This is a genomic window from Flavobacterium aureirubrum, assembly GCF_038739835.1.
In the GTDB taxonomy this organism is placed as follows: Bacteria; Bacteroidota; Bacteroidia; order Flavobacteriales; family Flavobacteriaceae; genus Flavobacterium; species Flavobacterium aureirubrum.
In genome coordinates this window covers 1-13,123 of record NZ_JBCGDO010000022.1, presented here as the reverse complement: position 1 = coordinate 13,123, position 13,123 = coordinate 1, and the positions used below count along the sequence as shown (strand labels likewise).

Sequence of the window (13,123 nt, the reverse complement as noted above, 5' to 3'; positions counted from 1 at the left end):
GGTAATACTAAAACGTTTGAGTTAATAACTATTAGTTAAAGTCTCCACGTGATTTATAAAGTTGAAATATATTTGTGATGGTTCTAAAAAAAAATAATAGTAAAATTTAATATTTAAAATATGAGTATAATTATTAAAGTTCATGCAAGACAAATTTTGGACTCTAGAGGAAATCCAACCATTGAAGTAGATGTTGTAACAGAAAACGGTGTTTTAGGAAGAGCAGCCGTTCCATCGGGAGCATCAACTGGTGAGCACGAAGCTGTTGAGCTACGCGATGGTGGTAAAGCATTTATGGGTAAAGGTGTATTGAAAGCAGTTGAAAATGTAAATACTAAAATTGCATCAGAGCTAATGGGAGTTTCGGTTTTTGAACAAAACCATATCGATAGTTTAATGATTGAATTGGATGCTACTCCAAATAAATCAGCGCTTGGTGCTAATGCGATTTTGGGTGTTTCTTTGGCAGTTGCTAAAGCAGCGGCTAATGAATTGGGCTTGCCTTTGTATCGCTATATTGGTGGTGTTTCTGCTAATACATTGCCTGTTCCGATGATGAATATTATTAATGGTGGTTCGCACTCTGACGCTCCGATAGCTTTTCAGGAGTTTATGATTATGCCGGTAAAAGCTACTTCATTTACTCATGCTATGCAAATGGGAACAGAGATTTTTCATAACCTGAAGAAAGTTTTACACAACAGGGGTTTATCTACAGCTGTTGGTGATGAAGGAGGTTTTGCTCCCAATCTTGCTGGTGGAACAGAAGATGCTTTGGATACAATCAAATTGGCTGTTGAAAATGCAGGGTATAAATTTGGAGATGAAATAATGATAGCTTTGGATTGTGCTGCTAGTGAGTTTTATGTTGATGGAAAGTATGATTATTCAAAATTTGAAGGTGCAACTGGAAAGATTAGAACTTCAAAAGAGCAAGCAGAATACTTGGTTTCTTTGGCAACAAATTATCCGATTATTTCTATTGAGGATGGAATGTATGAGGACGATTGGGAAGGATGGAAATATTTGACAGAATTAATTGGAAGTAAAACTCAACTAGTAGGTGATGACTTGTTTGTAACCAATGTGGATCGTCTGTCTCGTGGAATAAAAGAAGGCATTGGCAATTCTATTTTAGTAAAAGTGAACCAAATTGGTACTTTAACCGAAACCATAGCTGCGGTAAACATGGCACACAATGCAGGTTATACTTCAGTGATGTCACACCGTTCTGGAGAGACAGAAGATAATACTATTGCCGATTTAGCGGTTGCTTTGAACTGTGGTCAGATTAAAACAGGTTCTGCTTCACGCTCTGATAGAATGGCTAAATACAATCAGTTGTTGCGTATTGAAGAGGAACTAGGAAATGTTGCTTATTTTCCGGGCTTGAGAGCCTTTAAGCAGAAATAAGTATAGCTATTACTGATAATAAAATACCCAATAGGTTTGTACTTATTGGGTTTTTTTATGGATATATTTATTTTATACTAAGATTTCAATAATCTGATAGCATGGTTTCTTTTCCCATATGGTTCGACACTGAGACTGTATGCTGGAACACTTAGTCTGCATGCTCCAACACTTAGTCCGCATGCTCCAACACTCGGCTGGTATGCTCGAACACTCGGCTGGTATGCTCGAACACTCGGCTTGTATGCTTCAACACTCAGCTAGTATGCTTCAACACTCGGTTTGTATGCTTTAACACTTGGCTGGTATGCTTCAACACTCAGTCAGTATGCTCCAACACTCAGTCAGTATGCTCCAACACTCAGTCAGTATGCTCCAACACTCGGCTGGTATGCTTCAACACTCGGCTTGTATGCTTCAACACTACTGTTTTATTAAATTGAAAAAAAAAAAGAGTTTCGGAACTGAAACTCTTATTTATTGATGATTTTTTTGTTGTATTAATCTCTTGGTTTGGAGAATTCGATACCGCTTATTAGTCTGTACTCAGGAGAGGAAGCTCCGAAGACTGATTTCACATAGTTTTTTACTTCTAAAGCAAGGTCTACTAATCCTGTTTCGGGAGTATAGAGTTCTTTGTTTCTACTGATTAGTGCATTGCTGTATGGGTTTGCCGCATTTTTTACTTGTGTGTTTATGGTTGATAGCTCACTCAGGTAGTTTTGCATGTATTCTATTTTTAAATCGGCTTCGTTTGGATTATAGCTTTCTTCGGTTTGTACTAGGACTATTAGTTCATCGAAGTTGTCTACTAGTTTGTCAAAACTTTGTTGTGATACAGAGATTTGGTTTTCTTCTGAGTTATTTTTATTAGTTCCTGGCGCTCTTTTTCCGGACATTTTTCTTGCGATGGCTCTAGCATCTTTTACTACTGATGGAGGTGCTTTTTGTGCGATTAATGAATTAATTACTCTTGTAGTATATGGTTTTAAGGGTTTGAAAAGTAGTTGTCTTTTTCCTGTGATTGAATCAAAGGGTTCTTTAGTGATTTTTACTGTTTTGAGTTGTTGTTTTGCTTTTTCGTGTTTTACTATAAGATTTCCGATAGTTAAAGCGCTGTTTGATGGATTGTAATTACTTCCATACCCTGTGCAGGAGATAATAATTGTTTCGAAGTTTGCAACGTTTTTTGCGTGTCCTCTTTCTGATGTGGATGTGCTCATAATGTTAAGAATTAAATGTTATTTGTGAACTATTTCACAACTACTATTTTATCAAATATTTTGCCAAAAGATTGCGGTAAATTTTAAATTTTTGTTAAAAAAAGAATTATACATTTATAATTATTGAATAAAGAAATGGTTTTGCGCTATTTTATTGAGCAGTATCACAATAATGGCTATTGTTTTTTATTGGTATTGTTTATTAAATGTTTCAATGCTTGGTCATTACAAATTTTAAAGCAACAATTGTATTCTTGACGCTTTTTTATGTTAAATGTTAAAAGTTTACTAAAATTTAACATTCATTCTTGTATTTTGTATTCGTTTTTATTTTAGATTAGGAACAGAATTAAACGAGTTCTTTTTTTTAATGACCCTTCTTTTATTTTTTGACCTTTTTTAGCGTTCCTGACTTTATCATAAAATTTGATCTTCCTGCTCTCTAATTAATACATAAATAGCTGTTTAATAGCATTCTAAAAAAATGCTACAGCCATTATCATGTCATAAAACACCAGACCTGTTTTTTATTAAAAGTAAAATAGGGGGAAAACCGCAACTCGAATTGCGGGAATCCCCCTGTTTTGATATCCTTCAATTCTATACCATTGTATTTTTTATTGATTAATTATTTTCTACCGCTTATGAAAGGCACTTTCTTTTTTCCCAAACCCCTCTTAACTATTTTTTTACTTAGTTATTCGTTCAGCAACATTTATTCCCAAGACATCCTGTGGGAGAAAAGCTATGGAGGCAAACACGCCGATTATTTATTTGATGTGATACCAACCCCCGATTATGGTTTTATCCTTTCGGGCAGCTCTTTGTCTAAAAAGACAGGAAATAAAACCGAGGATAATAGGGGCGATTTAGATTATTGGGTATGGAAAATGGACGAGCAGGGTGAGCTAGATTGGCAAAAAAGTATCGGTGGTTCCGGACAAGATATTTTGCGTTGTGTATTACTTACTAATGAAGGAGGGTTTTTATTGGCAGGCAGTTCTTCGCCCAATACTTTAACCACACCAGCTGAAATGCCTGCTGATGGAAAATATTTGGATGGCGATAAGAAAGATAGGGGTAGAGGCGAAGCCGATTTTTGGATTATCAAATTAAATGCTAAAGGTGGCGAAGAATGGCAGAAAACTATCGGAGGTTATGGTCAAGACGAGTTAAATGGTATTGTTCTATGTAATGATGGCGGTTTTGTGTTAGCGGGTTCTTCGGGGTCGGATAAATCAGAAGATAAAAAATCAGACAACTATGGTGGCTTAGATTACTGGGTCGTTAAAATAGACAGCAAAGGAGAGCTGGTATGGCAAAATAGTTTTGGAGGGATTTATAATGACGAACTACGAAGCATAGTTTGCACAAAAGACGGTGGGTTTCTTTTGGGCGGCAGTTCTAACTCTCCAATTGGCGGAAATAAAGTAGACAGAGAATTAGGAGAATCGGATTATTGGCTTGTAAAAATTGACGACAAAGGCGTTGAAGAGTGGCAAAAAGTAATAGGTGGCGCTGGTGACGACGAACTTTATTTTGTACACCAAACCAATACTGGAAATTATATTCTTGGTGGTAGCTCTAATTCAGAAAACGGACAGGGCAAAAATAAAAGTAACGAGAGCGGTACTGATTTTTGGTTGGTTGCAATTGACGAAGCACAGAAAGAGTTATGGCAACAAACGTATAACATAGGTAAAGTGGACATCCTAACATCATTAGTAGAAAATGATGACCATACCATTTTATTAGGTGGCTTTGCGCAGGGAGAAGCTGTAAAAAAGAAGCAAGGAAATGGCGAAATACAAAAAGTGTCTGCCAGACAAAAGAAAGAAGAAGCACAAGACTTAAAAATGAAAAAAGGGACCGACGATTATGTCGCCATTAAAATTAATGAAAAAGGCGAAGAAGTTTGGAGAAAAACTGTGGGAAGTGATGGCGAAGACATTTTGAGAAAGGTAATTGAAACACGAGACGGTGGTTATTTAATGGCAGGAACAAGTAAAAACATACAGAACGCAAGTGGCGGGAATAAAGCTACGGGTGATAAAAGTAGCGGTAAAGGCAGTAACGATTTTTGGGTGGTTAAACTAAAAGATAAAGACAAACCAAAAGAACCCAAAAAACCAGTCGAGGCGATACCTAATCCTGCTGTGGATTTCACCAACGTTATAGTGGGATACGATTTTAATAAAGGAACAGCAACACTGGTTGATATTGCGGGACACATTTTGCAATCATTTCCAATAACCGAAAGAACAGTACCGATAGACCTATCTGGATTACCCGAAGGAGTATACATCGTTAATATTAGGACTGATGTTCAGAATAGCGGAGTGAAGGTGATTAAACAAGGTAGTAGAAATTAGTAAGCAATAAAAAAACAATTCAGAATTTATAGTTATGAGAAAATATAGTTTAGTTTTTATAGTTTTTATGTATGTCTTTTTAGGATATGGTCAAGATTTAAATTTAAACGCTTCCTATCCGCAGGTCTCTAAACCGGAAGCTAGTGTTTCCTCTTTAATGAAATTTGAAGAGATACCTGTTTCAAATTATACCGGCGTACCAGAAATTTCTGTTCCAATTTATAGTTTGCCTACAAGAAGTAAAGATATTTCGTTAAACGTTGCTCTTGGTTATCATCCATCTAGTGTTGCAATGGATGATGTTGCAGGGCAATGCGGGACTGGATGGAGTTTGTTTTCTGGAGGTCTTATTACAAGGGATGTGATAGGAAAACCCGATGAGTTTTCTAATGGGTATGCGCAGACTAATGAGAATGATATCTATCAATTTAGTTTTATGGGTAAGATAGGAAGATTTTACCTTAATAAAAATGCACAAGGAGTACTAAATGTGCGTATTTTGGAAAATATTGATGAAAAATTAGTTATAGTTGTAAATTACAATTTATCTACCTATTCAATTAATTCATTTACAGTATATGACAATAAAGGTTACAAATATTTATTTCAAGATTTTGATACACAAACGTATTACAACCAAAATTCGCCTGTAAATAGTTATAAAAGCACTTTTCACCTAACAAAAGTTACTGATAATAACAACAGAGATCTTGTTAATTATACATATGATACGTATACACAGGTAGTAAACAGCTCCTATACTAACTTATTTAAAAAATGTAAGGATGTCATGTCAATTGGCTATGGTAAAGTAAACTTTATTTATTCAAGCGGCTCCAATATGACTTACAGCACAAACATAAAGATTACAAGATTAGATTTAGTGGATTTGACTGGTCTTGTATTAAAGAAGCATAAATTTATATACAATTCAAATAATTTATTTAAAATTGAAAACTGCAATTTCAGCGAAACTATAAAAGAAACATATGAATTTGTGTATAAGGGTTATTCAAACCCACCAGATGGCTTTTTTGTGATTGATGATTGGGGTTATCGAAAATTTATTCCCAATTGCCTTTACAGTTATCCAATTGAAAGTGTAAATAATAACGTTACTACAAAGTATTGTGACTTGGGTGTTCTTTCGGAAATATATTTGCCTACAGGAGGTACTATCAGCTACAAATATGAGTCAAACACTTATTCCTTGTATTCAAGAGATTTAAATGGACAATGGCAACTGGACGATCAACCCGACAATTATGTAAGTGATGATATGCCAGAAAATTATCTGGTAAGCACTGTTGTAGATTATGAATTTTTAGGAAATGGTACAAATTCTTATAGCTTCACTGTACCGGGTACAGGAACAACCCCAATTGCGTATTATTTTAATGTTACTCCAACGCCATATACAATCGAAAATATAGATCCGGAGGGCACACTCTTTTATCCGTCTTTTTTGCTTTCAGGAAATGGAATAACTAGTTTGTTTATTTTTGATACATCAAATTTCGAAAATTTATGTCAAGGTCAAGCGGTATATCTTTTGCCTGGGCAAACCTATACAATTACAATAGGTGCAAACAAAAACAGTAATAAAAAAGGAAAGTTCCATGTGTCAAAAAGGGATATTAAACCAGTTATTAATAAAAATTTACATGGAGCTGGTATAAGAATTAATACAATTAGTTATTTTGATAAGAAAGTATCTGACTATTACAGCAATATACCATACTATAATTCTCTTTCTGTTTTTCCAGCCAAGCAAAAATCATATTCGTATAATTTTTTTCAAACTAGCAGAAGTAGCGGTGCCGTTGTTTATCCGGGTTATGACAGCGCAACAAACTCAAGAATAAAGAGAGAGCCAGTGGGTTATAAAAATGTGACTGTTACTGAAACAGGAAAAGGCAGAGAAGAGTTCACATATACTTCACCTATGGATTTAACTCCACCACCAATAAGTGGTGCGTTGAATACCATATATTATGACTACAGAAGAGGTTTATTAACTAATTTAAAAACATTTGGTGAACCTAGCATTTTGTTTGCAGATATTGACATGACTTATGAATTTGTAGAAACACCAAATTCGACTGTTATCTTTGACAATCCTGCTTTGAACGAGCGACTTGGTTGGGCTAAGTTAACTGGTAGAGTTAGTAAAAATTTCTTTGCTAATAGTGTGCTGCCACAAATAGTTACCGAGAGTTTTACTTATAATGATGCCATTAGAAAAATTTCTTCAAAAACTACAACTAATAGTTTAGGTGAGACATTAAAAACGCAATTCACTTATCATACAGGTAATTCTACATTTTCTCAAAATAGGATAGCCGAGATTGATAAAGTGGAAAGCTATCGTGGTACTGAATTGCTTTTTAGTAAAAAAGTGCTTTATAGCAATGTGTGGAATGGTAATGTGTCATTTTTACCTAACATTGTACAAGGTGCTAAATCCACACAAACATTAGTGAACTCGTATCGAATTTCTAATTATGACGAGTTTAGTAACCCTATAGAAACAATGCAGGAGAATGGTATTTTTGTGTCTTATATTTGGGGTTATAATAAAACAAAATTGGTTGCTAAAATAGAAAATGCAACTAATGCGCAGGTTGCTTCAGCACTTGGATTGGGAAATATAACACTTGCAACTGAAAATAATTTAGTGGCAATAAATGCACTACGAACTAACGCTTTATTTGTAAATGCAATGATTACTACTTATACTTACATACCGCTAGTAGGTGTAAGTACTGTTACTGATCCTAAAGGAGATAGATTAACTTATGAATACGATAATTTCTATAGATTGAAAGCTGTTAGAGATAAAAACAACAAAATATTGACTGAGACACTTTATTATCAGGCAGTTAATGCACAAGATATTAATGCAGTTACTAACTTAATTTATAAGACGGAAAGTACTACTTTTTTGACCTCGCCCACTATTGCAAATGCTTTGCAGACGAAAACGTTTATAGACGGATTGGGAAGACCCGTACAACAAATTGATCATCAGCAATCAAATATTACAACAGATATTGTTACTCATATAGAATATGACGATCAAGGGAGAATTGCCAAAAGCTATTTACCATATGCTAATAGTACTGCTAGTTTAAATTATAATCCTAACGCTAAAACTGAATTATTAAACTATACTGGCTATGTAGGACAAAACCCTTATGTGCAAAAGCTTTTTGAAAAATCGCCTTTTGATAGAGTTATTGAACAGGCGGCACCAGGAAGTGACTGGAGTATTGACAGTGCTGTTAAACACACTATACGGTTTGACTATCAGACCAATCAAGCTAATGATAATGTAAGAAGATTTACAGCCACTTCAAATATTGTTAGTAATAGTATCACACTGGCTAATACAGCTACGGGTATTTTTTATCCGCCTAATGAGTTGATTAAAACAGTAGTGAAGAATGAGAATTGGAAAATAGGTGATGGTAATAACAATATTACTGAAACATTTAAAGATAAAGAAGGACGGGTGGTGATGAGTAGAGTTTTTAGCAACTCGATTGTTAATGGTGTCTCCACAGGTACGTGGCACGAAACCTATACTGTTTATGATCAATATGGTAATGTTACTTTTGTTATACCACCGAAAGCTGATGGTGCGATAACGCCGACGGTGATAGAAGATTTATGTTATCAATATAAATATGATTTTAGAAACCGATTGATAGAAAAGAAAATACCTGGAAAACAATGGGAGTATATAGTATACGATAAGTTAAATCGTGTTGTGGCGAGTGGTCCTGCACTATCACCTTTTACTGATAATTCGGGAGTTTTTGGTTGGTTATTAGTGAAATACGATGCATTAAACAGATCTATACTAACTGCTTGGACGAGTACTACGGCAGCTACAGCAGCAGGTAGAAGTACTTTGCAAGGTGCTTATAATAATGCTACTGTATTGAGCGAAACAAAAAGTACGAGCACTAGTTCCGTTAGCAGTGTTGCCTATAATTATACTAATGTTGCTTTCCCAACGGGTGGTTACCACGTATTGACAGTTAATTATTATGATAATTATAGTACTAACTTGACGTTTTTGCCAGCGATAGGTTATACAAGCAGTGTTACCCCACAGCCGGTTTTTTATAATAATACTGCTGCTACTATGCCCCGCGGATTACCAACAATAAGCTGGGTGCGGGTTCCAGAAACTACAACACTGTACAAGGCCGAAAAAAGCTATGTTTTGTATGACGAAAAAGCACGCGTAGTGCGGTTATTTTCTAATAATTATTTAGATGGATTTTCGCAAGTGGACAGCCAATTGCAGCCCATAACTGGCAGGGTAAATTTTACGTTGACTACACACAAGCGATTGCCAGCTAGCCCAACGATAACTATTAGAGATAATTATACTTATACACCTCAAGACCGATTGCTTACTCACACCCACGAAATAGTGGGAAGTTCTAACGGAGCACAGTTATTAAAGAAAAACGACTATAATAATCTTGGGCAGCTAATAACAAAGCGTGTAGGTGGCAGTAGTTTGACAGGAGCTACGAGCTGGCAAAAGATTGATTATGCTTATAACATCAGAGGATGGCTACTAAGTATTAATAACAGTGCTAATAATAATTTAGATTTAAATGTTGCCGAGAATGACTTGTTTGCTTTTAAGATTAACTACAACACCATTCAAACTACTAGTATTGCTAATGGACAATGAACGTACATAGGCAAGGAACTGTATAATGGGAATATTAGTGAAACCTACTGGCGTACAAAAAGTGATAACGTTTTAAGAAAATATAGCTATGAGTATGATTCTTTAAACCGGATGAATAATGCAGTATATCAAAAACCCGATGCAGCAATGCCAATTCCTAATTATTATAATGAGACAGTAACTTATGACAAAAATGGAAATATTAGTACCATGGTGCGCAATGGCGACAATGATGTAGCTGCACCATCTATAGTTATTGATAATTTAACTTATACTTATGAGCCAAACACTAATAAATTATTGAGCGTAACTGACGCTACACCTGCTGCGACGAGCGGTTTTAGAGACCAAGTTACGGATAACCTGAGTAACAATAGCAATGGCAATATCAATGACTATGGTTATGATTTAAACGGTAATATGACCAGTGATGATAACAAAGAAATAACAAGTATAAAATACAACCATTTGAACCTGCCTGTAGAAATAAATTTTACTGGTACAAGCAGAAAAATTAATTATCTTTACAATGCTGCTGGTGGAAAACTGCGCAAAGTGGTTACTAATGGTGGTGTAGTTACTACGACAGACTATTTAAATGGTTTTCAGTATAATGCTGCGGTATTAGTGTTTTTTCCTCACGCTGAGGGATACGTTAGTAACACTGTGGTAAATGGAAACAACCAGTATCGATATGTTTTTAACTATACTGATCATCTGGGCAATGTTAGGTTAAGTTATTCGTGGAACACGACAACAAGTTCTTTGCAAATATTGGAAGAAAGTAATTATTACCCGTTTGGGTTGAAGCATTCTATGTATAATGTCACAAATAATCAGCCGAATTATAAATATAAATACAACGGTCAAGAGAATCAAGATGAACTGGGATTAAATGTTACTGCGATGGATTTTAGGCAGTATGACAATGCTATTGGGCGGTTTACTTGTATAGATTTGTTGGCTGAAAGCAGCATTAACATGACGCCTTATCATTTTGGGAATAACAATCCTGTTTATTGGGGTGATCCTAGTGGGTTGAAAGCACGACCTTTAAATAGTGGAAGTGCATGGCTAGATGCAATATGGGAGAATTCATCAAGCTCCGGCTGGACGACATGGCTTAATACTGGCGATGGTTTTCAACTGTACGAGTATATAGATTCTGGGGGTTCTACAGGAGGTTCTAGTGGGATGATTGGTTCCTTTGTTTCTTATGATGGGTTCTTTTTTCCTGGAAATGGTATACTTTTGCAGGAAGTGGTGATTATTAATAATTATCAGGCGCCGAGCAGTACTACTAGTGGTGGTGGGATTGATTTTTTTAAAACAACAGATAGTTTACTAGCAGTTGGCGGATTATTTGCAGGTGCCTTAGAATCAAGAGCAACATGGAACGCAGGTATAGTTTATAATTATGGGACAAGAGCTATTAGCGCTGGTGATTTAACGTCTCAGAATGCTGCTAGAATGGCAAGGATTTCAAGAATTGCTCGTGCTGCAGGAAATACATTAGGGTTGGCAAGTGTTGCATTAAACATTGCTGAAGACATTAGCAAAGATAACTTTGGAGCAGGAACAATAGTTAAAACTGCAATTGGAGCAGCTTCCCTTGTATTTCCAGGTTTTGGATTAGTTTATGGTTTTGTAGATGTAATGTTTTTAGCGACTACTGGTACTTCATTAACAAATCATATTGGTGATGCAGTTGATAATCAATTTAAATAATTTAAGAATGAAATATTTATCAATTTGGAAAACTTTTTTTGAATACTTTTTTTATAGGATAGCAAAGTTGAATATTAAATTCACAAAACCTGATAGAGCAATTGCAAGTGTTAGTGGAGTTCAATTTTTAATTGTATTAAATATAATTATTTTTTTTTATTCTCTTTTAGTTCCTCACACGAAAAGGAGTTTAAATTATATTGAAATAATCTTTATTTTAGCGTTATTGTTTATTATTAATTACTTAAACATCCCCATTTATGAAGGTAGATATGAAGAATTTGATAAACGATGGGGAAACGAAACTAGAAAAAGAAAAATAATTGGTTTTATAATTGTCTTTTTAACTATTATTTTTTCTTTTGGATTATTTTTTATTAATAGTTGGATATTCGATAGGTTTAATAAGTATTTATGACAATTACAATGAAGAATAATTATGAAAAAATTGTATTGTAAAATTATGGTTAGCTCGATTTACACAGCCCAAAACCCTGTCTCGTCCTAAAATAAGTTTACATATTAATACTTAATCCTAAAATAGATTTACAACTCATGTATAATCGAGTACCATAGAAGAACGTTTCCAATTCCAATCGCCACACCTTCCTAACGCTCAAAAAAAATTTAGCTTGCGCTGCTCAAGGCACAATAATAGCTGTTGAAGTTGGTTTCAATGCTGTTGTTCCTGGATTAGGTATTATAGTTGGGATAGGTTTAAACATATTTGAGTCTTCAGATTATATGCAAAGTTTTTACAATTCATTAGATAAATAAAATATAAGAAAATGAAATTTTTAGTTTATAAATTATACAGATTTGCCAAAGCGCAAGAAGAAACAGTAGACGCTGAATTCGGATTTATGGGACTTGTAAGTGTATTTGAGATGTTTCATTTAGCTATAATAATAAGTTTTATTAGAGATTTTTTTGGCTTTAAAATAGAATTCTCAAATTTTTTTATTAGTTATTCAGGCTGGATAATTACCATTGTAGGGCTAGCATTAAACTATTAACCCGATAGCGCGGATTTATAATCCGTGCCCACAACAATTTGAAAAACCCCGATAGCGCGGATTTGCAATCCGTGCCCACAACAATATGAAAAACTACAAATGTCATTTTTGTAGTTTTTTTATTATTTTTGAGAAAAGTAACAACAAATGTCAACAAAATACAAAGCTACAACTACAGAAGAAGCTTTTTTTATAACTATAACAACAGTTGGTTGGGTTGACATATTTACACGATTAAATCAAAAATACATTATTATAAACGCATTACAGCATTGTCAAAAAAATAAAGGACTAGAAATTTATGCTTACTGTTTGATGAGTAGTCATATTCATATATTTTGCAAGGCAACAAATGGTTTTATCCTATCAGATGTACTAAGAGATTTTAAAAAATTTACTTCAAAAAAAATTATTCAAACCATTATTGATGAACCCGATAGCGCGGATTTATAATCCGTGCCCACAACAATATGAAAAACTACAAATGTCATTTTTGTAGTTTTTTTATTATTTTTGAGAAAAGTAAAAACAAATGTCAACAAAATACAAAGCTACAACTACAGAAGAAGCTTTTTTTATAACTATAACAACAGTTGGTTGGGTTGACATATTTACACGATTAAATCAAAAATACATTATTATAAACGCATTACA

At 34.4% G+C, this 13,123-nt stretch carries 8 protein-coding genes and 1 pseudogene; 8 read left to right on the top strand and 1 reads right to left on the bottom strand.

The annotated features are described in order from the left end of the window. Positions 1–120 precede the first annotated feature (120 nt). A complete protein-coding gene (eno, locus tag WFZ85_RS13450; protein WP_342696815.1) occupies positions 121–1,413 on the top strand; it encodes a phosphopyruvate hydratase in 1,293 nt (430 codons plus the stop codon). Positions 1,414–1,695: 282 nt separating this feature from the next. Then, complete coding sequence (locus WFZ85_RS13445; RefSeq protein WP_342696814.1) at positions 1,696–1,851, top strand: hypothetical protein; 156 nt, start codon at positions 1,696–1,698, stop codon at positions 1,849–1,851. A gap of 62 nt (positions 1,852–1,913) precedes the next feature. Here the strand turns inward: WFZ85_RS13445 and WFZ85_RS13440 are convergent, their stop codons facing one another. Further along, positions 1,914–2,636: a hypothetical protein gene (locus tag WFZ85_RS13440; RefSeq protein WP_342696813.1), complete on the bottom strand. Its 723-nt coding sequence runs from the start codon at positions 2,634–2,636 to the stop codon at positions 1,914–1,916. Positions 2,637–3,280: 644 nt separating this feature from the next. Between WFZ85_RS13440 and WFZ85_RS13435 the strand changes: the two genes are divergently transcribed. The 6 genes and pseudogenes from WFZ85_RS13435 to WFZ85_RS13410 form a co-directional block, all read left to right on the top strand. After that, positions 3,281–5,008, top strand: coding sequence for a T9SS type A sorting domain-containing protein (locus tag WFZ85_RS13435; RefSeq protein WP_342696812.1), 1,728 nt, complete (start codon positions 3,281–3,283; stop codon positions 5,006–5,008). Positions 5,009–5,042: 34 nt separating this feature from the next. After that, positions 5,043–9,725: a DUF6443 domain-containing protein gene (locus WFZ85_RS13430; protein ID WP_342696811.1), complete on the top strand. Its 4,683-nt coding sequence runs from the start codon at positions 5,043–5,045 to the stop codon at positions 9,723–9,725. A gap of 111 nt (positions 9,726–9,836) precedes the next feature. Beyond that, positions 9,837–11,453 carry an RHS repeat domain-containing protein gene (locus WFZ85_RS13425; RefSeq protein ID WP_342696810.1) on the top strand — a complete coding sequence of 539 codons (1,617 nt, stop codon included), beginning with the start codon at positions 9,837–9,839 and terminating at the stop codon, positions 11,451–11,453. Positions 11,454–11,460: 7 nt separating this feature from the next. Beyond that, positions 11,461–11,871 carry a hypothetical protein gene (locus WFZ85_RS13420; RefSeq protein WP_342696809.1) on the top strand — a complete coding sequence of 137 codons (411 nt, stop codon included), beginning with the start codon at positions 11,461–11,463 and terminating at the stop codon, positions 11,869–11,871. A gap of 370 nt (positions 11,872–12,241) precedes the next feature. Beyond that, positions 12,242–12,469, top strand: coding sequence for a hypothetical protein (locus WFZ85_RS13415; protein WP_342696808.1), 228 nt, complete (start codon positions 12,242–12,244; stop codon positions 12,467–12,469). A gap of 147 nt (positions 12,470–12,616) precedes the next feature. Next, positions 12,617–12,910, top strand: a pseudogene (locus tag WFZ85_RS13410) (transposase); the annotation flags it as partial. Between the last annotated feature and the right edge of the window lie 213 nt (positions 12,911–13,123).